The following is a 23,200-nucleotide window of genomic DNA, read 5'->3' as shown; positions in this document are numbered from 1 at the left end:
AAGGCTGGTGCCTATGCCGTCGTTGAGCGTGGAGGAAAGGAGCACTACCTCGCAAAGTTCGGCAATGAAGCTAGCCACGACAAGTACCACCGACTTACAGGAGAGTGGATGCCGGCGGGCTCCGTTCCCTGCCGCCAGTGACTCAGATTCACCGCTGAACACAAACCAAATGTTCCTTGAGTGAATCAGCAAGTCGGCGCGAGAGTTTCTCGGATTCATTGCAGTCGGAGCTTCGTGCATCGAGCCTGTGAGTCCCTCGCAAAAGAAACTCGGGGATCACTTCCACAGCCGCCGGCGTGACAAGTGTCTCGCGTGCGAACTGTTCTTTGGACTTAGCGAATGTTTCCCAACCTTCGATCGCCTGCTCCACCATCGATCGCTCTGGGGCAGTGCATCCGTATGCCTTTATTGTGATCTCCTTCTTCGCGATGGCATTCAAGTTAAACAGCGTTTGAAACGTCCAGCCCTTAAGTGGTTCGATTAATCTTAAGCGCACCGAAGCGTCTCTGCTCACGCATAGTGCACCGGATGCAATTGATTTGAGCAGTCAAATGTTAAACTCGACCGGCCAACTCAGGAATTGCACAATTGCAGCAATTATCTCTTGCCCTGAAACAGCTGAGTTTCACGTCGTGAGGCATCAGATCTCTTGTGGGGGACAATGTTCTGGCACGGCCTTTGCAATCAACCAGACTCGGCTGTAAAGCACTGGGTGTTTTGAACAGCTCTTTTGGCGAGCGCGTCGTTGTTTCGCTTTCTCACGTCGGACCCTTCGGTCTGTCGTCCGCCCAGGTAGTGTTCCTGCGGCAGCCTCCAAGCCACCCTAGGGTAGATCCTATGAGTATTTTCAACCGCGATCCGTTCGATCCCAACAAATCATTGGAACATCAGCATCATGCAGGATGTGGACACGTTCATGCCGCAGACGAAACCTGCGAACACACCGCAAGTGCGGGCGACAAAAATACGAGAGACGAAGTCGATGCCCCGAGCATGTCATCCGAAGACGCGATGAGCCAAGCGATCGAGACAGCGGTCGTGAAAGCCGTCTTCGGTCAAAGTGATGTTTCGCGTCGAAAAGTATTGGCCGCAGCCGGGGCTGGTGTTGTTGCCAGTATCGTCAAAGACATCTTCCCGTTCGACACCGCAAAAGCGATGGCGATGGAAGTGGGACAGATCGAAAAGCCAGATCTTTCAATCGGCTTCATTCCCATCACTTGCGCGACGCCTATCATCATGGCCGAGCCGATGGGTTTCTATGAGAAGCACGGACTCAATGCCAAAGTGCGCCGAGCCAGTGGTTGGGCGATGGTTCGTGACTGGGCGATTACCAAAGAAGTCGACGCGGCTCACATGCTTTCACCGATGCCGCTGTCCATCACACTTGGAGCGGGATCGCCGAAGGTGCCGTTCTATATGCCGGCAATTGAAAACATCAATGGCCAGGCGATCACGCTGGCGAACAAGCACAAAGGAGTCAAAGAAGCCAAAGACATGAAGGGTTTCCGGTTCTGTGTGCCGTTTGAGTATTCAATGCACAATTACCTTTTGCGTTACTACCTGGCCGAAGGTGGTCTTCATCCTGACAAGGATGTTCAGATCCGTGTCGTACCGCCACCAGAAATGGTTGCCAACCTGAAGGCTGGTAACGTGGATGGCTATCTCGCGCCCGATCCGTTTAACCAACGAGCTGTGTACGAGAATGCTGGGTTCCTGTTCAAACTCTCGAAAGAGATTTGGGAAGGTCACCCTTGCTGTGCCTTCGCGATCTCACAGGAGTTTGCCAACACACATCCCAACACATTCTTGGCGTTGTTCAAGTCCATCGTCGATGCAACCGCTTACGCTTCGGCAAGTGAGAACCGAAAGGAAATCGCATCAGCGATCGCCCCGCGGAATTACTTGAACCAGCCTGTCACGGTGCTTGAACAAGTGCTCACTGGCAAATACGCCGACGGGAAAGGAGGGATTGGAAACGATCCTGACCGAATCGACTTTGACCCCATGCCGTGGCACTCCATGGCGATCTGGATTCTCACCCAGATGAAGCGTTGGAAGCACGTGGACACGGAGTTTGACTACAAGGCGATCGCCGAAGAAGTCTACTTGGCAACGAAGTGCAACGAGCTTGCCAAAGAGATGGGGTACGCGGACCGCAAGGAGACATACAAGAAGCACATCATCATGGGCAAGGAGTTTGATCCGGACAAGCCAGAAGAGTACCTGGCGAGCTTCCCAATCAACAACATCTAAACAAACGATGTCAACTCGATCGCGTGGTGGCTTTCAGCCCCGCAGGAAGCCACCACGACTTCGACCTCTCTTTTGAAACGCAAATCGATGATATCCAATCCCAAAACATGGCGTCTGCCCCGTGACCCCAAGTGGTGGCAAGCGAAATTTCTGAGCTTCCTTATTCTGGCCACCTTGCTAATCGGTTGGCAGTACGCAGTTTCGAAACCCGCATTTGATCCGGCCGGGAAAACCGATGACGAATTGATGCTGATGGAATTCAACGGTGACATCGTTCGCAATGAGGCGGGCGACTACATCTTTAATGCGGACAAGATGACGGGACTACCAGGTCCACTTGCTGTTGGTGCAAAAGTTGTTGAGGAACTTTCGCATCCGTTTCACAAGAATGGAACGAACGATCATGGGATTGGGCACCTGATCATGTACACCGTTGCGAGATTTAGTATTGGATTCTTGCTGGCAAGTTTCGTGGCGATCATCGTCGGCGTGATCATTGGGCTTAACCCCGTGATCTTTGCGGCCGTCAATCCATTTTTGCAGGTACTAAAGCCGATCTCGCCATTGGCGTGGATGCCGTTGCTGCTCTACACCGTCCAGAAGCCCACGATCACAGCGGTACTCGTTGTGTTCATGGCATCCCTCTGGCCGACGGTGGCCAATACGGCTTTCGGTTTGGCGTCGATTGACAAGGACTATCTGCGAGTATCGAAGATGCTGGAATTCGGATGGTTCCGGCGTCTGTTCACCGTGATCTTGCCCGCTGCTGCTCCCGCCATCGTCGCAGGCCTGCGAATCAGCTTCGGATCCGCGCTCGTTGCGGTTGTTCCTGCAGAAATGCTCCTTGGCGAATTGGGGGTTGGCTACTTGTCATGGATGGAATGGAACAACCTGGACATCGCCGGAGTGCTGTTTGCGATCCTCGTCATGGGAGTCGTCGGATTCTTGATGGATTTACTCTTATCGAAACTGTCAAAGGCGGCCAGCTATGCAACTTAAAACTCCCCCCGAAGAAAAAGCGAACGAAGTTCGTGTAAACGACTCAGGGTCCGACCAATCGAGCCAAGGACAACTGTCGGTCCGCTCGGCATCGAAGGTTTTCCCGTCGCTGACCGGCGAGGGCGAAGTCTGCGTATTCGAAGATGTCTCGATTGAAATTGCAAACGGTGAATTCGTTTCAATCATCGGTCACAGTGGCTGTGGCAAAAGCACTTTGCTGAACATTCTAGCGGGATTTGATTCCGCAACCACCGGCGAAGTGCTCGTGGACAATAAGCCAATCAAGGGCCCGGGCCTCGACCGAATGGTGGTATTCCAGTCTTTCGCCCTGATGCCCTGGCTGTCGGCGTTCGAGAATGTTCGCGTGGCAGTTCAGTCGGCTTTTCCGTCCTGGTCCAAAGCGAATGTGATCGCACACACGAACCGGTATTTGCAGTTGATGGGCCTCGGTGACATCGGCAAGAAGATGCCCGCGCACCTTTCAGGCGGAATGCGTCAGCGTGTCGGCTTGGCACGAGCCTTTGCGGTCCAGCCGAAAGCCCTGATGTTGGACGAACCGTTCGCTCAAATCGACGCGCTCACCCGCGGTTCGATCCAGGACGAACTTGTTCGTATGTGGGATAAGGCTGGCGCCACCGTTTGCATGGTAACTCACGACGTAGATGAAGCGATCCTTCTGAGTGACCGCATCGCATTGATGACCAATGGACCCAACGCGAGAATCGCAGAAATCATTGATGTCGATATTCCTCGACCGCGAACACGTGAGTTGTTGATCGAATCCGATGACTACATGAAGCTTCGTGCTCGCATCTTGCGATTCCTAATCGATCACAACCGTCGTCCAACGGCTTTGGACGACACGGCCCACGCCATGGAGGCTTACCCAACATCAGCGATCCAAGGACACGTTGATTCCTAGAGATGCGTTTACCTTTTTGAAGCGTGTGGCTGGCTCGCACGCGCATTTCACTATTCTCTTTCCTCAACGAGAGCATGAAAATGACCACGATGACAGAAACCGTACCGTCGCTTGAAACCATCGTCACCAAAATTGAGTCGATCAAAATTGCCAAAGGACTCACTTGGAATGACTTGGCAGCCAAGGTCGGTCAAAACCCAGTGTGGGTAGCCGCCGCTCTCACTGGCCAATGCTCGCTCTCAGCAGAAGACTGTGCAGCCGTGTCGGAAGTTCTTGAGCTGACCGAAATGGAATGCAAGGTTTTGCAAGCGTATCCGTATCGCGGATGCTTAGAGCAAACGATCCCAAGTGATCCTTTCATCTATCGCTTTTACGAAATCATGCAGGTTTACGGGATGGCAATGAAAGGTGTCGCTCAAGAAGAATTTGGAGATGGTATCATGAGTGCGATCGACTTTTCGATTGACGTTGATCGCGAACCGGACCCCAAAGGTGATCGCGTGAAAATCACATTCAGCGGAAAGTTCTTGCCCTACAAAAAGTTTTAGGTCAATCGCTTGAACGCCATCGATTCCGACACTTCGTTCGCATCAATGAAGTCGACGTCGTCGCTTAAGTTGATGCTGGTCGACCAATCAACGCCGCGTCGCGACATCCTGGAGAAAATACTCCGGGACAGTGGCTACGTGAATGTGTTTGCAACTTCAGGACTAAGCGACGTGTTTTCGTTGGTTGATCGTATAGCACCGGATGTTGTCCTGATTGAACTGGATAGCCCGAACCGCGACACCTTGGAACAGCTTCGTGCCATTCGTGAGCAGCGGCCGACGCCGGTCTTGATGTTTGCTCACGATCAAGACGCACAAACGGTGCATGCAGCAGTCGATTCTGGCGTTTGTGCTTACATGGTCGACAGCGTTGACTTGAACACGGTAAAGCCAGCGATCGCGCTCGCCATGGCAACGTTCAATGCTTACCGGCGTGTCCGCGCCGAAGCCGACGCGTATCGAAAAGAACTTGGAACTCAAAAGCGACTGGACCGAGCAAAGTCGTTGTTGATGGAAAAGCACTCGCTTTCCGAGTCCGAGGCGTATCGGACGATGCGGAAAATGGCGATGGACGAGAACAAGAAGCTAAACGTGATCGCCGAGGGAATTATTTTAGGGCACTACTGCTAGCATTCCCCTGCACCTTCCATTCTCATTTTTTTAGAAGGCGACGATGTCCATAGTTCCACCTTTCAATCAAGAAACTGCGATTGCAAAGATCCGTATGGCAGAAGACGCGTGGAATACGCGCAACGCCGAGAAAGTCTCGATGGCGTATTCGGTCGACACCCAATGGCGAAACCGATCCGCAATTTTCTCAGGGCGCGATGCGGTGTGTGAGTTTTTGACCATAAAGTGGAGCCAAGAACTTGAATACCGATTGGTCAAGGAACTCTGGGCGTTTGGTGACAATCGCATCGCAGTCCGATTTCAATACGAATACCGCAACGAATTTGACGCGTGGTTCCGAGCATATGGGAATGAGAATTGGCAATTTAATCCCGAAGGCCTAATGGAACAGCGACAAGCCAGCATCAATGATATTGAGATCAATGAAACCGATCGAAAATTCTTCTGGGATGCCCCAGGTCCGCGGCCAGCTGATCACCCGGGACTGACCGAGCTAGGAATGTAATGAATGCGGCTCTGGCATTGCTAACACGTCAAAGCTAAGCGGATGGAAAAGAAGGGCTCTTCCGCTGAATTTGCGGGTTGGATTTTGAGAGATTTTCGCTTCTCGCGTGTCTCCGCTCCGACGTCTTCCACAAAAGCAGACGCTGCTCGGCATCGACATCAGCCATCGGTCGCTCACTCGACTACTCGATCCGGGCGAGCGACACATGGCCGGTAATCCGAGTGCACCTGACAGTTTGCAATCTCATGCGGCGAGGTAGGCCCGGCAGCCGTTTGCATTTTTCTGGGTGTGTTTCCAATAGTTTTCCATTGGCTTACTGTCGCTAATGTAGGCCGCTCGCAGACCTAGAACAGCTTCTCCACCGGCGTTGGACCAGAATTTTTCGCTTCCCTTGATTCGGCGGTTGACCTGTTTGACCGTCGATTCCATGATCGAGCTGGTGAGCGGATAGCCACGTCGGCGGTACTCCGGGTAGTTCATCCGACTGCGATGATTGCATACGTAGACCCGCGATCGGCGAACGATCTCCCGCACATCCGTATCGCTCACATCGGCAGGTGGATCACCAAGGGTCTTTTGGTGCTCAGCCAGTTCCGCAATCACGGCGTCAACCTTGCCCTGCCAAATCAACTTGGCAAAACGACGGTAGCAGTCCCACGATTCCGTCTGGTCACGGTAGATTGCCCGGGCAGCAGCCAAGCTGTAAGACAGCGCGTGCATGATATCCAACACGCTGGTGAAGTTGCCGAACCACTTCAGTTGCATCTCTTCGATCGCCGAGGAACCATCGGAAACGAAGACCTTTTCGGTCGCCTTGAAGAAGCCCGCGTACCAAGCCGAACTGGCCACCATCGGCCCAAACTCCTTCCAAGTTTTACCACTCGCGACGACCTCTTTGCTGAGCAGTTCAGGCCGCTGCCAGGGAGGCTCCTCGGGGGCATCGGCACGCGGGCCTGACGGGTTCTGACCAGCAACGCTGCCCATTTGAGCGTGCTTTTTGGCGATGCAAACGTCCTGCAGGAAGTCGGGTAACTCCGCGTTGGGGTCCTCCTGGTGCGACTTCGTTTTCATCGACAGCAGAATCGCCATGCGACTTTCTTTCCAGAAACTACCGGACTCCGGCTTCGGGCCGCCGCGATCGTATCGCTGATACCTGCCGCCATCCTAGCCCTCCTGGTTTACCGACGTTCAACACGACAACCAGGATTCTGATCTGTTTCCCGACCAAAGACCATGCCAATCGCAAACCGTCAGGTGCACTCTTCTTGGAGCGGCTATTTGCGTCAAACTTGCGTTCGCCATTTTGGGATCGTATACTTACGAGAGCTGGCAGACAAAAATCGGCTCCATGCCGTGTGGACACCTTCGGGAGGTCCCTATATCTGCTGGCTTTTTTTATGCGCGAGTGTCGTTGGTTAGCGGATTGTCCCGGGTAGTCGTCGTAGGCCATGATTCATGGCGGCGACATAGTTGACGACCTCTTCGACGTCCCCCGGCTGTGTGGTTTGTTCCGCGTCGGCTTCGTAGGCAAGGATGTCCTGCAACGTGCTTTGTGTTCCTTCGATTTGCGAACTGAGTACCGCTTCCTGGCGAACAAACATCGCGACAAACAGGTCTGGATTGGGCAGCACAGTGGCAACCCCATCCAGACGGCCCAGTGCTCGATCAGCATCCGAAAGCAGTTTTAAAAGCTCGGCATCCAGGATGATGGCTGGATTGGGGGGCAGGTGAGCGGGGATAAAAGCTCGGTAATTCGTTGGCTGTTTGACGTAACTGCCGGCTCTCATGATGTTTACGCTTGCTGCATTTTGATTGCGGTCATGACGTTATTTCAGGCGCCTGAAATATCCGCCTCGAACGCCCGGGTTTATTTTAACTTTTTGCTGTATTTTGAAATAGCGGTCAGGTTTGGCTAGCCAAAGCCGTAGCCAGTTCGCTCTTCAGTTGGTCGAGCGTCTCGCGGCTGGCGGTGCGGATCGACTCCAGTTCGGCAAGCAGGTCGTCGGGATCGCCGGGGCCAGTGTCGGAGTTGTGTGGGTTTTTGATGTCGAGGTTGTAGCCATTCTCAATAATCTCGGCGGCTGTGACTTTCCATGCCAGCTCACTTTCTTTGCGTCCCTTGAATCCACCACGCGTGTCGGGCTTGCCCCACCACTTTTTTTCCGCGTCAAACTCGCTGACCGCGATCGGTTTGGTTTTGTTGTAGCTCTTTGCACCGTGCGGATACGGATGCTCGTAGAACCAGATGTCTTTGGTGGGCGTGCCCTTGGTGAAGAACAGCAGGTTGGTCTTGATGCCCGTGTACGGAGCGAAGACTCCGTTGGGCAGACGGACGATGGTGTGCAGGTTGCACTCGTCCATTAGCTTTTCTTTGATCCGCGTTTTCACGCCTTCGCTGAACAGCGTGCCGTCGGGCAGCACGATGGCTCCGCGCCCGCCGTCCTTGAGCAAATGGGTAATGAGGACGAGGAACAGGTCGGCGGTTTCGCGAGTTTGAAACGCTTTGGGGAAGTTCAGCTCGATGCCGTCCTCTTCCATGCCGCCGAACGGTGGGTTGGTGACGATGACGTCGACGCGATCTTTCGGACCGTAGTCGCGAAGCGGTCTGCTGAGCGTATTGTCGTGGCGGATCTGTGACGGAACGTCGATGCCATGCAGCAGCAGGTTGGTGGTGCAGAGGATGTGCGGTAGGTGCTTTTTCTCGACGCCGTGAATGCTCTCCTGAAGCGTGTCTTCGTGGGCGGGCTTTTTGACTTGGCCGGTTTCTTCGCGGATATAGTCGATGACGGCGGTCAGGAAGCCGCCGGTGCCGCAGGCGGGGTCAAGGGATTCGCTCGCCGAGCTGCGGCGCGGTCTGCTGGACCATGAACTGGGTGACCGCTCGTGGCGTGTAGAACTCGCCCGCGTTGCCCGCGGATTGCAGGTCTTTGAGGATTTGTTCGTAGACATCGCCGAACAGGTGCCGGTCTTTACTATTATTGAAATCAATCTCGTTGATCTTGTTGACGACCTGCCGCATCAACGTGCCGTTCTTCATGTACTGGTTGGCATCGTCGAATGCCGCGCGAATCACAACGCTGCGAGGGTTCTTGGCAGAGATCGGCAACGACTTGAGTCTTGGAAGCAGCTCGTTGTTCACATAATCCAACAGCGTGTCGCCGGTCATGCCTTCGTCATTGGCAGCCCAGTTTCGCCATCGATACTTCTGCGGCAGCGGCGACTTGAACTCATCGTCAAGCAACTCCTCTTCGGTCTCTCGATCGTCAAGGATTTTCAGGAAGAACATCCAAGCAAGCTGCTCGATCCGCTGGGCATCCCCATAGGTGCCCGCGTCCTTACGCATGATGTCTTGGATGGACTTGATGGTCGTTGAGATGGACAAAACTAGTTTTCAACTTCATAGGAGATGTCAGTCGGCTTGAATGTCTCGATCAGGGATTTCAAAGCCTTTTCGGTTCGTCGCCCCCATTGCTTCACGATGGCATAGGTCTCGCCCTCAAAGTGAACAAGCTCATCGTCGGCAAGAAACCAAACATGCTCAGGTTTGTCGACGCCGTATTCTTGTCCGAGCAACGCGGGGAGTGTATCGGAACCACCGCTACTTGGGACCTTATCAGTACCCCTCAGTGCTTCCGTTGCTACTGTCTCAGGCATCACCCATGGGGTCAAAGTGAACGGAATGCGAATGCCTTACCGCAAAGTGTTTTGAGCCACCGTTGGCACTACACTCGCAAGTCCTTCGACTCGCTTCGGCTCCTCGGGTCATGCTTCTTCTCGTTCTCGTCCATCCTTGTTACTCTTCGCGAAGCGATAGCGAGGCGGAGTCACAAAGCGGAGCTAGTCTTTCAATTTGCGGTAGATGGTTTTGCGATCAAGTCCAAGGATGCGAGCGGCTTGGGTTTGGTTGCCGCCGACGGCTTCGACGACGTGGGCGATGTAGCGTTTTTCGATTTCTTCCATCGACACCAGTTCGGTTGGGTCGAGACCGCCGATGAAGACGGTGCCGCCTTTGAAATTTCTAATTTTCTCGGGCAGGTCTTCGGCCGTGATTTTGTTGTGGCGTGTGAGCGCGACCGCTCGTTCGATGACGTTGCGCAGTTCGCGTACGTTTCCGGGCCACGAATAGCTCATTAGTTTTTCCCCGACGCCATCGGCGAAACCTTCCAGGGGTTTGCCTTCGCTGTTGGCGAAACGGTGGAGGAAGTGCTTGGCGAGTCGCAGGATATCGGTACCGCGCGAGCGGAGTGGTGGTAGCTCGAGCCCGATCACATTGATACGGTAGTAAAGGTCTTCACGAAAGCGGTTTTCGGCGACAGCGGATTCGAGGTCACGGTTGGTGGCCGTTAAAACACGTACGTCAAATTCAGACTCTTTGTCACTGCCCACGGGTCGCACTTTGCGTTCTTCAAGGGCTCGCAATAACTTGACTTGCATCGAGACCGGCATTTCACCCATCTCGTCCAGCAGCAGCGTGCCTCCGTTGGCTTCCAGAAACAGACCGCGTCGCTCTCCTCTCGCGTCCGTGAATGCTCCTTTGACGTGTCCAAACAGTTCACTTTCCAACAAATGTTCGGACAGCGCAGCGCAGTTGACTGCGACGAACGGCTCTTTGGCTCGACGGCTATTGGCGTGAATGGAGCGGGCGACGAGTTCTTTTCCGGTTCCACTTTCCCCCGTGATCAGGACGGCAGCATCGGACTGTGCGACTTGTTGCAGTTGGTCGTATAGCTTCAACATCGGATCGCTTTGGCCAAGCACTTCGCCAAACGATTTGATATCGCCCGACGCGGCCTCCAGCAGTCGCACTTGTTCGGTCAGTCGTCGATGTGCGATGGCGCGATTGAGTGTGATCGCCAACAAGTCCATTTCGATGGGCTTGGTGATAAAGTCGTAAGCACCCGACCGGATTGCAGAGACGGCGGTTTCCAGTGTTCCGAATGCAGTCATCACGATCACGGGGATGTCCGGACGAAGCTGAGTCAATTGTTGGCATAATTGCAGCCCAGTGGTTCCCGGCATTCGCACATCCGTCAAGACGACATCAAAGTCCTGCTCTTGCATCGCCTTGATCGCATCCGAAGCCGACTGGCACCAATGGCTGTGGATGTCGCGCAGACGCAAATCGGTTTCGATCAGCTCGCACATGCTCTTTTCGTCGTCGACGATCAGCACGCGAGGAGGGGCGTTTTCTTCGTTCATTGGGGTGCTTTCATTGCGCCATTGTCATTTTGTTCAATGAGGGGAAACGTGACGACAAAACGAGTTTGGTTCCCTGGGTCGCTTTCGACTTTGATATCACCGTCGTGTTCGCGGACGATACCGTACGCGATCGATAATCCCAAACCGGTTCCCTCGCCGACATCCTTGGTCGTGAAGAACGGCTCGAATACACGGCCGAGGTCTTCGCTTGGTATGCCATGGCCTGTGTCGGCGACACCAAGGCGTACTTGATCGGCTCGTTTTTCCAACGTGATTTTCACTTCGCCACCATCCGGCATTGCTTGGACCGCGTTGACGATCAGATTGGTAAGTACCTGCTGAAGTTGAGCGGGGTCGCCGCTGATATAAACGGGTTCGTCGTCAAGAATCCGTTTCAATTCGACAGCAGACTTTTTCGCTAGCGGCTCCATCAGGTCGCAAGTTTGAATCGTGATCTCATTCAAGTCGACCGTATCCCGAGTCGATGGTGCTTGTCGCGCAAAGTCCAGCAGATGTCGAATAATGGTTGTCATCCGATCGGCTTCCATTTTGATGGTTTGGGCGCTCGATGTGATTTCTTCGGACGACAATTTGCCGCTGGCGATCAGCCCCGCACGGCCAGACACAACGTTCAGCGGTGTTCCCAGTTCATGTGCCATTCCCGCAGCCAGTGTTCCGACGGTTCCAAGTCGGTCGGTGTGCCGAATCGCGTCTTGCTGTTCGCTCAGCCGGTGGCTCATTTGGCTGATTGCGCCAGCCAGTCGCCCAAGTTCATCGTTACTAGAAATGGCTGGCGGTTGCGCGAGCTTGCCGTCGCCGATCGTGTTGACTTGGTCGATCAACTTACCAAGCGGCTTGGCAACCAATTGGACACCCCCGCAATAGATCACAGCTCCCGAAAACAGTGTGACTCCCAACAAAGAAACAATGGACGCCAGCAGTGAATCGCGAACCTGTGCGTCTTGCTCCGTCATCGTCTGTGCGACTTCGACCGCCCCCGCATCAGCCCCGTCGATCTTGAGCGGGACGTACGAGTAAGCGACGCGGGCTCCGTCCTTGTTGGTAATGGTAACACTAGAAATCTCGCGAGAAGTGAGGCGATTACCGACAGACGGCACTTCGCGACCATCGACCCAACGCATCGGTGTACGTTCAAGTCGCTGGGTTGAAAACTCGATTGCCTTTTGAATCGTCACCGTTCCTCCATCACGATAGGCCGACTCGATGGCGGGCTTCAGTGCGGTCACAAGATCGCTTGCGTGTGATTGCGTCTGTTGTTGTACCCGTGCGTGCTGGTGTCGAATCGTTTGCCAAGTGAATAGCGAGACAATCGCTAACACACCAAGCATGAAAATCAAGATCAGTTTTGCAGCGAGTTTCATTGTTTATCTTCCGACCATCATCATGCCGAATCAAAAAATTAAAAAGAACGGCCAGTGATCATTGTAAAACGAACACTGGCCGCGTCTCTCCAAATATAGTCCGCTGCATCCTAGCGATTTGCGAGATTGTCAGTTATTGACGACGATGAAGCGTGATCCATGCTCACCTCGGACCAACAACAGGATCGATCCGTCAGAGTCCGCCTTGACGATCCGTGCAAAGTCCTCCACCGTGGAAACGTCTTGCCGGTTGACTTGTGCGATCACCATTCCGGGCTCCAACCCGGCTTCCGATGCGGAGCTGTCGTCTTGCACTGCTGCTATCACGACGCCCGATTGATCCTCCATGCCAAGCTGCTTGGCGACATCCTTCGTCAACGGTGCGATTTCAATTCCGAGCGACTGCAACTTTGTACCGTCGGAATTCTTCTTTTGACTGACGCTTGAGCCAAAGTCACCGGGAACTGACTCAGCGAGGTATGGCAATTCCATCGGCTTTCCAGCGCGGACAATGCTGATCGTTGATGTTTGACCAACCGTCGATTGCTCAACAGCCAACTGTAACTGCTGTGGCGTGGTAACTGCATGGCCCGCGAACTTCACAATCACATCACCGGTTTTCAAACCCGACTTCTCAGCCGGCGTCCCCGTCATCACATTCGTGATCGCAACTCCGCCGCGGGCTCGGACGCCAAGCTGTGAAGCCAACTCGTGGCTTACCGGCTGGATGGCAACGCCCAAGTACGAGCGTTGCACCTTGCCGGAAGTTACCAATTGGTTGCTGACCCAGTGAGCCAAGTTTGACGGCACGGCGAATCCGACGCCGTTGTTGCCTCCACCGCGTGACGATATCGCTGTGTTGATTCCGATCACTTCACCGCGAAGATTCACCAACGGTCCGCCGCTATTGCCAGGATTGATGGCCGCGTCGGTTTGGATGAAGTTCTCGCGATCGGTAATCCCGATGCCACGATTCTTCGCGCTAACGATTCCAGCGGTGACGGTGCTTTCCAAGCCGAACGGTTGCCCGAGCGCAACGACCCAGTCGCCGACCGCCATCTTGTCGCTATCACCAATCGCAGCCGCGACCAGATTCGAGTCACCTTCGAACTTCACGACTGCGATGTCAGTTTTAGGGTCGGTCAGGACTTCGATGGCAACGAATTCGCGGCCGTCTTGAGTCCGGACGATGACTTTGCCGCCGCCTTCCACCACGTGGTTGTTGGTCAAGACGACGCCTGCCGAGTCGATGATGACTCCCGAACCGATGCCGCCTTGTGAACGAGGTGCTCGCGGAACCATGCCTTGCATGCCGGGCTGGCCTCGGAACATGTCTTCAAATGGAGTTCCCTTGAAAGGGTTTTGTCCGAGGGCGTCGTCATTGACGGTGGGCTTCTTGGCCTGCCACGTCGTGTCGGGCCGGTTTTCGATTGCGACAACCGAGGGCAAGACATGAGTAGCCACGTTGCGGAATGCTTCCGAAAGCGAGTTTGCTACGTTTAGTGTTTCAGGCGAGATCGCCAGCGGCTTGGCGGTTGCGGTTGGCATGGCCGAATGGGTCGCCGGCGCAGCCGCAATCAGCAAGCCAGTTGCCGCGACGGTAAGCGGAGCCGCAATCAGTGCCGCATAGATTTTGGATCGTGAATGTTTCATCTTCGCATGTTCCTTACGAGTTGCTTTAAATTTGGTTTTGAAAAATCAGTTCCATCGGACTATCCGCTCGATGAAAATTGCGAATCGTTGGCAGTCACATCCGCGACATGGACGACAGGCAGGAGCCAAGCACTGAAAGATGCAACGTGTCGACGTTTCCGCTGACCTTCGCTCCACCGTTGACGGATCGCGGCCGCCCGACGACGAATTTGGTCCGGTGTCGGGTCAGTCACCGAGTCTTGATCCGCGTCAGAATCACTAGCAAACAGAATCATCGTGAACGTCTCCCTTGATGGACTTCGTCGGTAGCGACGGAACGCTGCTAACAACCGACGTTTCACCATGAAGCACTCGCCGTGCCAATCGCGTGATGTGATCCGAAGGAGAAAAAAGTCCGCGAAAAGCGAGCGAACGTTCGTTGCCTGAGGTTGGATCGAGCGAGCCAAATGGGACTCAAAATCGCAGTGGGGCAGAATGCCCCGATCGTGCAGCAGTTGCTTCGTTCTTGGCAGCGACGTTTGATGTCCAGGACGGTGGCGATGGTTTGCCAACGAAGGTCGATGGCGAGACACTTGGTTCGATTGAGTATCGGGCTCTGGACGAGCAATGCGAAACGGGGGCTGACAGAATACCATGCCAAGATGAAGGCCCGGGAACTGCCGCTGGCGTAGGTTGAACGGATTCGGGCCACTGCGGACTGTCGTCGAAGTCGTACCCGCATACGCGCCGTCTCAGATTCGAAGCGTGCCGATCTGGATCTCGCCTGAGCATGAAGGCTTTCGACCGACTGCCGCGTATCATCCCGGCAGGGATTCGCTGAAAATCGCAGGCCGTCATCCGGAATTGGTCGAGCGGAACAACTGCATGACGGAGCGTGCTTATGGAATGAACTATCACAAAGAATACTTCACCGAATCATCGGAAGCGTTCTTTGGAACAAACGACTTCTTTCCGATCAATCGAGAGCAACGCAAGCGTCACGATCCGCAGATGGAGGCACAGGTCGGCAGTGTGTGGTCGCTTCAAGGTGAGTGATTTCGAATTCACGCTCCGTCGTCTACGCGAAAGAACCGTCGAGCGAGTATGCTGCGACCACAACGCGGGATGTTGCCGCGTGATGCCGTGTTGTTCCGTCACACCCCGCGAAGGAATACGATTTCATGACCGCAATTTTGGGACTGTCCGCATTCTTTCACGACTCCGCCGCGGCACTGGTTGTCGACGGTCGCGTGGTCGCGGCGGCCCAAGAGGAACGGTTTTCTAGGATCAAGCACGACGCTGCGTTCCCCACCGAAGCGATCCAGGCTTGTTTGGAGTTGGGGGGAGTGAAACCGGACGACTTGGATCATGTGGCTTTCTACGAAAAGCCGTTGTTGAAGTTTGATCGATTGTTGGAAACGTATGCGGACATCGCACCCCGGGGTGTGCGATCGTTCACGACCGCGATGCCGTCGTGGTTGCAACAGAAACTTCATGTGCGTCGCGAGGTTCGTCGCGGTCTTGGCAACTTGTATCATGGCCCGATCGCGTTCTTTGAACACCATGAATCGCACGCCGCCAGCGCGTTCTATGCTTCGCCGTTTGACGAGGCGGCCATCATGACGATGGACGGCGTGGGTGAGTGGGCGACGACGACGATCGGAATCGGCAGCGGCGAAAAGATTCAGCTGTCGAAAGAGATCCGATTCCCCGATTCGATCGGATTGTTGTATTCGGCGTTCACCTATCATGCCGGGTTTCGCGTCAATTCGGGTGAATACAAATTGATGGGTTTGGCGCCGTACGGAACTCCGCGATTCGCGACGCTGATTCGTGAGCGATTGATATCCATCTGCGACGACGGATCATTCCGATTGGATTCGTCGTACTTCAACTATCGAGGTGGGTTGACGATGACGAACGCGAAGTTCGATCGTCTGTTTGGTCGCAAGCGACGCGACCCATCCGAAACGATCGAAGCGTTTCATCGTGACATGGCCGCGTCGATTCAATGTGTGACCGAAGAAGCGGTGATGAAGGCGGCGATCCACCTGAAAGAAATCAGCGGGCAGTCCAAGCTGTGTTTGGCGGGCGGCGTTGCACTCAATTGTGTCGCCAACGGCAAGCTGCTGCGCGAGGGACCCTTCGACGACGTCTGGGTTCAACCTGCGGCAGGCGATGCGGGCGGTGCCGTCGGTGCGGCCATGCTGGTTTGGCACCAAGTCATGCGGCAACCTCGCAGCGTCAGTTCATCACCGCCCTTTGACGCATTGTTGGGGCCGGAGTACTCAGACGCGTCGGTACGTGAGGCGTTGGATCGATCAGGATTGCAGTTCGAGCGACTCGACGATGAATCGTTGGCACATTCGGTCGTGGCGGATCTGGCGGATGGCAAGGTGATTGGCCGGTTCGACGGCCGCATGGAATTCGGGCCACGGGCACTGGGAAATCGCAGCATTTTGGCAGACCCGCGCGGCGCGGAGACTCAATCGCGAATCAACCAGAAGATTAAATTTCGAGAATCGTTTCGCCCGTTCGCGCCGGCGATCTTGGCCAATCATGTCGAGGCTTGCCTGGACACGGGCGGGCACGCGGCCAATCCGTACATGATGTTTGTTCATCCGATGCGAGGCAGCGATGTGCCGGCGGTCACTCACGTCGATGGAACAGCTCGGGTGCAATCCGTTGATGCTCGCGATAATGTGAGGTTCGAGCGTTTGCTGAGATGCTTTTTCGAAGCGACGGGATGTCCGATGTTGGTCAACACCAGTTTCAACGTCCGCGGAGAGCCGATTGTGGGTTCGCCGGATGACGCGATTCGATGCTTCTTGAAGACCGACTTGGACGTTTTGGTGATCGAAAACTTTGTCGTCCGATCAAAAGTGGGGGCGATCGCACCTACATTCGATGTGGTGAAGGGGCATTGGTTGGATATGCCTCGCAAAATTTTTCGACTTTGGAATCGAGTCGTTGGTGTGATCGGATTGTCGGCGGTCTATTATCTGGTAGTCACACCCGTCGGTTGGGCTCGCCGGGTTGGACGAACGAGTCGAGAGTCGGACGATACGAGTTCTTATTGGCGGCACGTCGATGCCGATCGCGATCCGAAACGCCACTTGCGAACGTACTGAATGAACCCACCGGAAAGCAGTGAAGCCAAAATGCGTGACGCCGATGACCGTTACTCTCGCGACCCGGGAATCGTGCGTGAATTCGCGTCGTTTTTGCGGCACCATAAAAAATGGTGGCTGGCACCGATCTTGATCGTGACGGTGTTGATGATGGGCATGGTGTTCTTGGCGGCATCGCCGGTTGCACCGTTCATCTATGCGTTGTTTTAACGGGGGAGCGAAAAGCGAGTGGGCTTGTAAGCCGGGTTCTGTGACGGCGGCTGTTGCCGTCGTCGACGATCATTTATCTGTGCACGACGATTGCTCGCCGCCTCATTTGCGACCTACCCGAATGATGGGACGCGACGGACCGCCGCTTCATTCTGTTTGGTCTAGCTCCGGATGGGGTTTACCAAGCCGATCGAGTCACCTCGACCGCTGGTGCGCTCTTACCGCACCGTTTCACCCTTACCACGCATGGTTCGACGACTCTTTCGAATCGGCGAACCACCGTTCGGCGGTTTGCTCTCTGTTGCACTTTCCCTAGCCTCGCGGCCGGTCGACGTTATCGACCATCCTGTCCTACGGAGCCCGGACTTTCCTCCAGTGGTAACTCGTACCACCAGCGATCGCCCCGCCCACTCGCAGGAAATAGGTTACAGGGAACAGGTGACGGGTTACAGGTGTTGTGTGGAGAGTCTGCTCGACCGGTGTGGTCTTCACTGTCACCTGCTGCCTGTCACCTGTCACCTACTCCCCTACAACGCTCCGCCTTCGTGGGCGGTAAAGTCGGCGAAGACGGGCAGATGGCTGGTTACCGTTTCTGCTTCGATTGGGTTGATGTCCTGGGCACGGGCATAATCGTAGACGCCCGCACGGCCCAAGAACTCGCTCGTTGGCACCGTGTCGATCAGAATATTGTTAGTTTGGTAGCGGCCGTAGATATCGGTTGCTCGCCCTTGGACGGCCGCCCGCATTGCTCCGCCGCCCATCGTGGGGACCAAGTAGGCGTCGTCGGCTTGGAACAGCCCCAGCATCACCACGTCATCTTCGCCGCGGCCATCGGCGCGAACCGAATGCAGCACACTGGGCAGCAACGCGACTTCGGATTGGGCTCGCGTCAAATCGACTCGCACGTTGACCAACGAGAAAGTCCATGCCGTTTGCGAATCCGGTTTCGCGGCGCGAAACGTCGCGACCAACGGATCGTAGGTCATCTGTTGCGTCGGGTCTTCGACCGTGTAAGTTTGCCGGCGGTCAACAAGAACTTGATTGGTGTCGAAGATGAACGCCAATTGTTCTTGACGTCCGGCCGGGCCCGACGATTCGCCGAGGACATAGTCGTAGCGGTTCTGGAACGTCGAACCGACCTGTCCTCCGTTGATGACTTCGACCAATCGCGGAACCAGGTCGCGTTCGATCGACGCGATCTGTTGCAGTGCGACCACATCGAATTGACGAATCACGGCCGTGACGTGTTTGCGGACGGCAAGATTGCTCAGCTTAGTCGGGCCAAAACCATCCAGCGCCCACGAAGCAACCTTCACGCTGCGATAGCGTCGTGGGCTGGGGATCACTGCCGCCGCGGCAGTGGGAAGCGACGTTTTGGGCGCCGAGAAATCGCGGATGCCTTCGGCACCGAGTCCGTCGAATCCCAATCCGGCGTTTGATCGAGATGTCAGCGTAATCGGATTGGCTGGCGGAGCGTAATTACCATCGGGGATCGATCGGTTAGGATCGATCATCACGGGTGCGTCAACGTAGTTTACGAACTGCCCGTCGCTTTGCGAAGTTTCTTTGGGAGTGACCGAAACGTTGTCCAATCCTGCGATTTCGTAGTTCTTGAAGAAATACCATCCACCACCGACGAGCAGGAGCACGACGGCAGCGACTTGGATCGGACTTCCACCTTGAGAATCGGACATGTCGGGCGCTAACATCAGCGGGGCGAATCAAAATCGAGACTACTTCTCTGTTTCATTGCATCGAACGTCGACGGCCATGGTCATGACCCGGGCTGAGTTACTTGAGCCAGATCGGGGAAAACGCGGGGGTGCAACCGGTGCGAAAAGCCGTTGGCGTCAGCGTCGTTAAATTCGGTTTGACAGACAAATTCGGTCGACGTGGCGTTCCGACGCGTTCGACCGTTTTCATCGTTTCACGGTTCGCCTTCGGCTGGGCGTTTGACCGTGAACTTGCTATTTTGGTGCCAAGACGGGCAACGCGGTGTCGCGTGCCGTTGCGAACATCCGTGTCTCCATTTCACCTTCCCAAAGATGGTTCTTGTGAGCGAAACGATCCAGGTCGAAGTCCCCACCGTTGGCGAATCCATCAGCGAAGTTCAAATCGGCCAATGGTTGAAAACCGAGGGCGAGTGGGTAGCGTCAGGTGAAGATCTCGTAGAAATCGAAACGGAAAAGGCGTCCGTCCAAATCCCCGCGCCCGCTTCGGGGTTCTTGGAAGGGATCGCGAAGGCGTCCGAAGAATTCGCGTTGATCGGCGAAGTCATCGCCACGATTCGCGTCGCCGAGCAACCGGCCGGCGGATCGGCCCCGCCGAAGGCTGCCGCACCAGCAACCTCGGCTGGCAAGGCACCAGCGCCGGCGCCGGCAACCACTCCTGCAGCGTCGCGCGCCGCTGGATCCGCAGCCGCGTTCGTGATGCCGGCCGCACAGCGATTGCTTGACCAACACGGATTGACCGCTGCCCAAGTTCCGGCGACGGGACCGGGCGGCCGACTGCTCAAAGAAGACGTCCAATCCTATGTGCAAAATAAAGCGAGTCAGCCCGCCGCGGCGGCGATTGCGAAACCCGCAACGGCGGTCACAGCGCCCGTTCGTCGTGGCCCCCCGGCATCGTTGGTGACCGACGGCCCGTCGCATCGCACCGAAGAAGTCAAACCCCTTTCGATGCTTCGCCGAACGATCGCGGCGCGGCTTGTCGAAGCCCAGCAGACGGCGGCTTTGTTGACGACGTTCAACGAAATCGACATGTCGCCGACGATGCAGATTCGCAGCCAATACAAAGATCGATTCGCCGAACGACACGGTGTGAAGCTGGGCTTCATGTCGTTCTTTGCCAAAGCGGCGGTCGAGGCGCTGCGGCGATTCCCAGCCGTCAACGCCGAGATCCGTGACGGCAATGCGGTCTATCGCAACTATCAAGACATCGGCGTGGCAATCGGCGGCGGGAAAGGATTGGTTGTTCCGGTTCTTCGCAATGTCGAACGGATGTCGTTCGCCGATATCGAAGCGACGATTGGTGACTTCGCCAAACAGGCCGGTGAAAACCGATTGCAACCCGAAGACTTGATGGGCGGCACGTTCACGATTTCCAACGGCGGCATCTATGGTTCGCTGCTGTCGACGCCGATCGTCAATCCGCCCCAGAGCGGAATCTTGGGACTGCATTCGATCCAAGAACGCCCCGTCGCAATCGACGGCCAAGTCGTGATTCGACCGATGATGTACGTGGCGCTGACATACGATCACCGTATCGTTGACGGGCGCGAAGCGGTCGGATTCCTGAAGACAATCAAGGAAGTGATCGAGGAACCGGCAAGGTTGTTCCTAGAGCTGTAACTTGGGCAACCCCAAGTGGCCCCGCGACTCCGCTCGCGGGATGTCAGCTGCAAAGCAGCTGATGAGCGCGAAGTACACCCTGCGTCGGCGTCGCAGGGCCGCGCCACGATGGCGAGTCCAGCATTTGTCTTGACTTGTCGCCGAAGTCCTATTAGATGTAGAGTTCAGGTAGCGGGCCCTTCCGATTTCACGTATCGAGGAGGTTACGATGGAGCCTGGATATACTGGTGATGAGTCTCAAGAGCGTTCAACCATAGAACGTTTTTTCGTTGGCCTGAGCGAGTGCATCTTTCACTCAAAATTGGGAGTGGTCGATGTCCAGCTTGTCGACTACGTCGCGGACATGATGATCCGGTTCATACGGACCGATGACATCCACCGCATTCGTCGGCCCAATGGTCGCCCCGCGACCGAAGTGCTGCTGATGTTTCGCGAGGCCGAACAGCGGATCGGGCTGGCCCGCCGCGAAGTCCACCGCCACATCGGTGACTTCACTCTGTTCTGGTCGGGCATGTATCCCGAGAGTCTGCGGGCAACGAAGGCTGCGTCGACATCGGAACAGTTTTTCGATTACTGCCAACAAGGCAAACGAGCGTACGCGATCGCGGCCGAGATTGACGGCGGCGAAACTCGCCCGTCGTCGGACGTGCTGATGTCGCTAAGCGACCAATTCGAAATGTGCGCGTACGGCCTGCGCGAGATTCGACGGGAACTGGAAGAAGGCGATACCGGGGGCGGTTTGCTGCTGGGTTAGCGGCGGTGGTGGCAAACGCTATTCTTCCGTCTATGAATACCAAACAAGCTCGATTCGATTCCGTGTGCGAACAAGCACGTCAAGCAATGAAGTTGCAAACGGCGGCGGACACCTTGGAGTGGGACGAACGGACCGGGATGCCCGTTGGCGGCGGTGACTATCGCGCCGAACAGGTGTCGATGCTGCGTGGATTGGTTCACGAAATTCGCACCGGCAAAGGCTACGGCGACGACCTTTGCCGTTTGCTCGACGATGTCGCGGGCGATGAACCGCACAGCGACACTGCAGCAACCGTTCGCGAATTGCATCGCGACTGGGACCGAGATCGCAAGTTGCCCACGCCCTTGGTTCGGAAAATGTCCGAAGCGACGGTCAAAGGTCAACAGACATGGGATGCCGCGCGCAAAGCCGATGACTTTTCGATGTTCGGCAACGTGCTGGAATCAATTATCGAATTGAAACGCGAAGTCGGTCAGCGTTGGAGTGAGGGCTCAGATCGAACGGCGTACGAAGCGTTGCTTGATGAATACGAACCCGACGCTCGTGTCGATCAGCTTCAAGCAATGTTCGATGACCTGCGTCGACCGTTGGTGGACTTGATCGCGCGCATCAAGGATGCGCCGAATCGTCCCAAAGTCGCGATGCTGGAACAGAAGTTCCCGATCGATGCGCAGCGAAAGTTCAGCCGGCGGATCGCCGAACGGATCGGGTTCGACTTTCAACGCGGCCGATTGGATGAAACGTCGCATCCGTTTTGCACGACGTTGGGACCGAAAGACATTCGGATCTTGACGCGCTTTGAAGAGCAGTGGTTGCCCAGCGGCATCTTTGGAACGCTGCACGAAGCCGGACACGGTTTGTATGAACAGGGGATGCGTGACGAGTGGTTCGGGTTGCCGCCGGGATCTTACGTTTCGCTCGGGATGCACGAATCGCAATCACGACTTTGGGAAAACCAAGTCGGCCGAAGTCGCGCCTTTTGGAGCCACCTGCTCGACGAGACGAAGGCGACGTTTGCGCCTCAATTGAACGACGCAACGTTGGACGACTTCTATTTTGCCGTCAACACGGTCCGCCCCAGTTTGATTCGGGTGGAAGCCGACGAGGCGACTTACAACCTGCACATCATCATTCGATTTGATCTGGAACGGCAGTTGGTCGACGGCAGCTTGTCCGTTGCCGATTTGCCGGAGGCCTGGAACGATCGTTACGAAAGCGATCTCGGCATCCGACCGCCCAGTCATGCCGATGGTATCCTGCAGGACGTCCACTGGAGCGCCGGGTTGATCGGCTATTTTCCGACCTACACGCTGGGCAACCTTGCGTCGGCCCAGCTGTACGACGCGGCCGCAGAATCGATCGGCGATTTGGAAGCGAATTTTGCGCAGGGCAATTTCCGACCGCTGTTGGATTGGTTGATCGAGAATGTTCATCGGCACGGCCGGTGCTTCAGCGGCAACGAGCTGGTCCGCCGGGCGACCGGCAAGCCGCTGTCGGCGGACGCGTTGGTCGGCTATCTGCGAAATAAGCTGGTCCCGCTTTACGGTGAGTGAACTTTTTGACAGTAATGTTTGTGGGATAAATTCGGTAGCGAGGTGACGATCATTCCGCCAGCGGGCCGGCGGAATCGAGAACGCTGAAAAACTGCCCCACCGACGTGCAGAAATCGACCGGACGGTCAGTTA

General features: G+C 55.6%; 23 protein-coding genes and 1 other RNA gene. 12 read left to right on the top strand and 12 right to left on the bottom strand.

Annotation, left to right across the window (positions count from 1 at the left end; all coding sequences use genetic code 11):
- Positions 1–148: 148 nt before the first annotated feature.
- Complete coding sequence (locus Poly51_RS04435) at positions 149–496, bottom strand: hypothetical protein (RefSeq protein ID WP_146454592.1); 348 nt, start codon at positions 494–496, stop codon at positions 149–151.
- Positions 497–837: 341 nt separating this feature from the next.
- On the opposite strand from Poly51_RS04435, the gene Poly51_RS04430 reads away from it, so the two are divergent.
- From Poly51_RS04430 to Poly51_RS04405, 6 genes are all read left to right on the top strand, one after another.
- Positions 838–2,253 carry a CmpA/NrtA family ABC transporter substrate-binding protein gene (locus tag Poly51_RS04430; protein ID WP_146454590.1) on the top strand — a complete coding sequence of 472 codons (1,416 nt, stop codon included), beginning with the start codon at positions 838–840 and terminating at the stop codon, positions 2,251–2,253.
- Positions 2,254–2,340: 87 nt separating this feature from the next.
- Positions 2,341–3,252, top strand: a complete 912-nt coding sequence (locus tag Poly51_RS04425; RefSeq protein WP_146454588.1) for an ABC transporter permease — start codon at positions 2,341–2,343, stop codon at positions 3,250–3,252.
- Positions 3,242–4,174 (top strand): ABC transporter ATP-binding protein, encoded by a 933-nt coding sequence (locus Poly51_RS04420; RefSeq protein ID WP_146454586.1) that lies wholly within the window; start codon positions 3,242–3,244, stop codon positions 4,172–4,174. The genes Poly51_RS04425 and Poly51_RS04420 overlap by 11 nt, the downstream gene beginning before the upstream one ends.
- Positions 4,175–4,254: 80 nt before the next feature.
- Positions 4,255–4,722 (top strand): cyanase, encoded by a 468-nt coding sequence (gene cynS, locus Poly51_RS04415; RefSeq protein ID WP_222435783.1) that lies wholly within the window; start codon positions 4,255–4,257, stop codon positions 4,720–4,722.
- 9 nt (positions 4,723–4,731) lie between these two features.
- Positions 4,732–5,352: an ANTAR domain-containing response regulator gene (locus Poly51_RS04410; protein WP_146454584.1), complete on the top strand. Its 621-nt coding sequence runs from the start codon at positions 4,732–4,734 to the stop codon at positions 5,350–5,352.
- A gap of 43 nt (positions 5,353–5,395) precedes the next feature.
- Positions 5,396–5,857 carry a nuclear transport factor 2 family protein gene (locus Poly51_RS04405; RefSeq protein ID WP_146454582.1) on the top strand — a complete coding sequence of 154 codons (462 nt, stop codon included), beginning with the start codon at positions 5,396–5,398 and terminating at the stop codon, positions 5,855–5,857.
- A gap of 243 nt (positions 5,858–6,100) precedes the next feature.
- On the opposite strand, the gene Poly51_RS04400 is transcribed toward Poly51_RS04405, so the two are convergent.
- The 9 genes from Poly51_RS04400 to Poly51_RS04365 all read right to left on the bottom strand — a co-directional run bounded on the left by Poly51_RS04400 (position 6,101) and on the right by Poly51_RS04365 (position 14,366).
- Positions 6,101–6,946, bottom strand: a complete 846-nt coding sequence (locus tag Poly51_RS04400; protein ID WP_186775335.1) for a hypothetical protein — start codon at positions 6,944–6,946, stop codon at positions 6,101–6,103.
- A 326-nt stretch (positions 6,947–7,272) separates the two neighbouring features.
- Positions 7,273–7,644 carry a Fic/DOC family N-terminal domain-containing protein gene (locus Poly51_RS04395; protein ID WP_146454580.1) on the bottom strand — a complete coding sequence of 124 codons (372 nt, stop codon included), beginning with the start codon at positions 7,642–7,644 and terminating at the stop codon, positions 7,273–7,275.
- A gap of 115 nt (positions 7,645–7,759) precedes the next feature.
- Positions 7,760–8,632, bottom strand: a complete 873-nt coding sequence (locus Poly51_RS31540) for an SAM-dependent methyltransferase (protein WP_261344107.1) — start codon at positions 8,630–8,632, stop codon at positions 7,760–7,762.
- Positions 8,633–8,678: 46 nt separating this feature from the next.
- Positions 8,679–9,239, bottom strand: coding sequence for a type I restriction-modification system subunit M N-terminal domain-containing protein (locus Poly51_RS31535; protein ID WP_261344103.1), 561 nt, complete (start codon positions 9,237–9,239; stop codon positions 8,679–8,681).
- 2 nt (positions 9,240–9,241) lie between these two features.
- On the bottom strand, positions 9,242–9,511 hold the full coding sequence (locus Poly51_RS04385) for a hypothetical protein (RefSeq protein ID WP_146454578.1): 270 nt from the start codon (positions 9,509–9,511) through the stop codon (positions 9,242–9,244).
- A 183-nt stretch (positions 9,512–9,694) separates the two neighbouring features.
- Positions 9,695–11,056 (bottom strand): sigma-54-dependent transcriptional regulator, encoded by a 1,362-nt coding sequence (locus Poly51_RS04380; protein WP_146454576.1) that lies wholly within the window; start codon positions 11,054–11,056, stop codon positions 9,695–9,697.
- The gene (locus Poly51_RS04375) at positions 11,053–12,438 is read right to left on the bottom strand and encodes a sensor histidine kinase (RefSeq protein ID WP_146454574.1); all 1,386 of its coding nucleotides are present in this window, start codon (positions 12,436–12,438) and stop codon (positions 11,053–11,055) included. Before Poly51_RS04375 ends, Poly51_RS04380 begins: the two co-directional genes overlap by 4 nt.
- Before the next feature lie 129 nt (positions 12,439–12,567).
- A complete protein-coding gene (locus Poly51_RS04370) occupies positions 12,568–14,091 on the bottom strand; it encodes a Do family serine endopeptidase (protein ID WP_146454572.1) in 1,524 nt (507 codons plus the stop codon).
- 59 nt (positions 14,092–14,150) lie between these two features.
- Entirely contained in the window at positions 14,151–14,366 is a 216-nt protein-coding gene (locus tag Poly51_RS04365) for a hypothetical protein (protein ID WP_146454570.1), read from the bottom strand.
- Positions 14,367–14,835: 469 nt separating this feature from the next.
- On the opposite strand from Poly51_RS04365, the gene Poly51_RS04360 reads away from it, so the two are divergent.
- The 3 genes from Poly51_RS04360 to Poly51_RS04350 all read left to right on the top strand — a co-directional run bounded on the left by Poly51_RS04360 (position 14,836) and on the right by Poly51_RS04350 (position 17,411).
- Positions 14,836–15,126 (top strand): hypothetical protein, encoded by a 291-nt coding sequence (locus Poly51_RS04360; protein ID WP_146454568.1) that lies wholly within the window; start codon positions 14,836–14,838, stop codon positions 15,124–15,126.
- A 125-nt stretch (positions 15,127–15,251) separates the two neighbouring features.
- On the top strand, positions 15,252–17,201 hold the full coding sequence (locus Poly51_RS04355) for a carbamoyltransferase family protein (RefSeq protein WP_146454566.1): 1,950 nt from the start codon (positions 15,252–15,254) through the stop codon (positions 17,199–17,201).
- Positions 17,202–17,411, top strand: a complete 210-nt coding sequence (locus tag Poly51_RS04350; protein ID WP_222435782.1) for a DUF5989 family protein — start codon at positions 17,202–17,204, stop codon at positions 17,409–17,411. It begins immediately after the preceding gene.
- Between the two features lie 11 nt (positions 17,412–17,422).
- Here the strand turns inward: Poly51_RS04350 and rnpB are convergent.
- Together rnpB and Poly51_RS04340 are read right to left on the bottom strand one after the other, a co-directional pair.
- Positions 17,423–17,825: RNase P RNA component class A (rnpB, locus tag Poly51_RS04345), an RNA gene on the bottom strand.
- A gap of 113 nt (positions 17,826–17,938) precedes the next feature.
- The gene (locus Poly51_RS04340) at positions 17,939–19,105 is read right to left on the bottom strand and encodes a deoxyribonuclease I (protein ID WP_146454564.1); all 1,167 of its coding nucleotides are present in this window, start codon (positions 19,103–19,105) and stop codon (positions 17,939–17,941) included.
- 360 nt (positions 19,106–19,465) lie between these two features.
- Between Poly51_RS04340 and odhB the strand changes: the two genes are divergently transcribed.
- The 3 genes from odhB to Poly51_RS04325 all read left to right on the top strand — a co-directional run bounded on the left by odhB (position 19,466) and on the right by Poly51_RS04325 (position 23,068).
- Positions 19,466–20,761 carry a 2-oxoglutarate dehydrogenase complex dihydrolipoyllysine-residue succinyltransferase gene (odhB, locus tag Poly51_RS04335; RefSeq protein ID WP_146454562.1) on the top strand — a complete coding sequence of 432 codons (1,296 nt, stop codon included), beginning with the start codon at positions 19,466–19,468 and terminating at the stop codon, positions 20,759–20,761.
- Between the two features lie 208 nt (positions 20,762–20,969).
- Positions 20,970–21,515, top strand: a complete 546-nt coding sequence (locus Poly51_RS04330; protein WP_146454560.1) for a hypothetical protein — start codon at positions 20,970–20,972, stop codon at positions 21,513–21,515.
- 32 nt (positions 21,516–21,547) lie between these two features.
- Positions 21,548–23,068 (top strand): carboxypeptidase M32, encoded by a 1,521-nt coding sequence (locus Poly51_RS04325; protein WP_146454558.1) that lies wholly within the window; start codon positions 21,548–21,550, stop codon positions 23,066–23,068.
- Positions 23,069–23,200: the final 132 nt, after the last annotated feature.

Source organism: Rubripirellula tenax, from assembly GCF_007860125.1.
In the GTDB taxonomy this organism is placed as follows: domain Bacteria; phylum Planctomycetota; class Planctomycetia; order Pirellulales; family Pirellulaceae; genus Rubripirellula; species Rubripirellula tenax.
This window is presented reverse-complemented; position numbering and strand designations above follow the sequence as displayed.

What these genes read in the sequence shown, in the direction of transcription:
- Poly51_RS04430 (WP_146454590.1), top strand. Translation starts at nt 838, where the DNA reads ATGAGTATTTTCAACCGCGATCCGTTCGATCCCAACAAATCATTGGAA.
- Poly51_RS04425 (WP_146454588.1), top strand. Translation starts at nt 2,341, where the DNA reads ATGATATCCAATCCCAAAACATGGCGTCTGCCCCGTGACCCCAAGTGG.
- Poly51_RS04420 (WP_146454586.1), top strand. Translation starts at nt 3,242, where the DNA reads ATGCAACTTAAAACTCCCCCCGAAGAAAAAGCGAACGAAGTTCGTGTA.
- cynS (WP_222435783.1), top strand. Translation starts at nt 4,255, where the DNA reads ATGACCACGATGACAGAAACCGTACCGTCGCTTGAAACCATCGTCACC.
- Poly51_RS04405 (WP_146454582.1), top strand. Translation starts at nt 5,396, where the DNA reads ATGTCCATAGTTCCACCTTTCAATCAAGAAACTGCGATTGCAAAGATC.
- Poly51_RS04400 (WP_186775335.1), bottom strand. Translation starts at nt 6,946, where the DNA reads ATGGCGATTCTGCTGTCGATGAAAACGAAGTCGCACCAGGAGGACCCC.
- Poly51_RS04395 (WP_146454580.1), bottom strand. Translation starts at nt 7,644, where the DNA reads ATGAGAGCCGGCAGTTACGTCAAACAGCCAACGAATTACCGAGCTTTT.
- Poly51_RS04385 (WP_146454578.1), bottom strand. Translation starts at nt 9,511, where the DNA reads ATGCCTGAGACAGTAGCAACGGAAGCACTGAGGGGTACTGATAAGGTC.
- Poly51_RS04380 (WP_146454576.1), bottom strand. Translation starts at nt 11,056, where the DNA reads ATGAACGAAGAAAACGCCCCTCCTCGCGTGCTGATCGTCGACGACGAA.
- Poly51_RS04375 (WP_146454574.1), bottom strand. Translation starts at nt 12,438, where the DNA reads ATGAAACTCGCTGCAAAACTGATCTTGATTTTCATGCTTGGTGTGTTA.
- Poly51_RS04370 (WP_146454572.1), bottom strand. Translation starts at nt 14,091, where the DNA reads ATGAAACATTCACGATCCAAAATCTATGCGGCACTGATTGCGGCTCCG.
- Poly51_RS04365 (WP_146454570.1), bottom strand. Translation starts at nt 14,366, where the DNA reads ATGATTCTGTTTGCTAGTGATTCTGACGCGGATCAAGACTCGGTGACT.
- Poly51_RS04355 (WP_146454566.1), top strand. Translation starts at nt 15,252, where the DNA reads ATGACCGCAATTTTGGGACTGTCCGCATTCTTTCACGACTCCGCCGCG.
- Poly51_RS04350 (WP_222435782.1), top strand. Translation starts at nt 17,202, where the DNA reads ATGAACCCACCGGAAAGCAGTGAAGCCAAAATGCGTGACGCCGATGAC.
- Poly51_RS04340 (WP_146454564.1), bottom strand. Translation starts at nt 19,105, where the DNA reads ATGTCCGATTCTCAAGGTGGAAGTCCGATCCAAGTCGCTGCCGTCGTG.
- Poly51_RS04330 (WP_146454560.1), top strand. Translation starts at nt 20,970, where the DNA reads ATGGAGCCTGGATATACTGGTGATGAGTCTCAAGAGCGTTCAACCATA.
- Poly51_RS04325 (WP_146454558.1), top strand. Translation starts at nt 21,548, where the DNA reads ATGAATACCAAACAAGCTCGATTCGATTCCGTGTGCGAACAAGCACGT.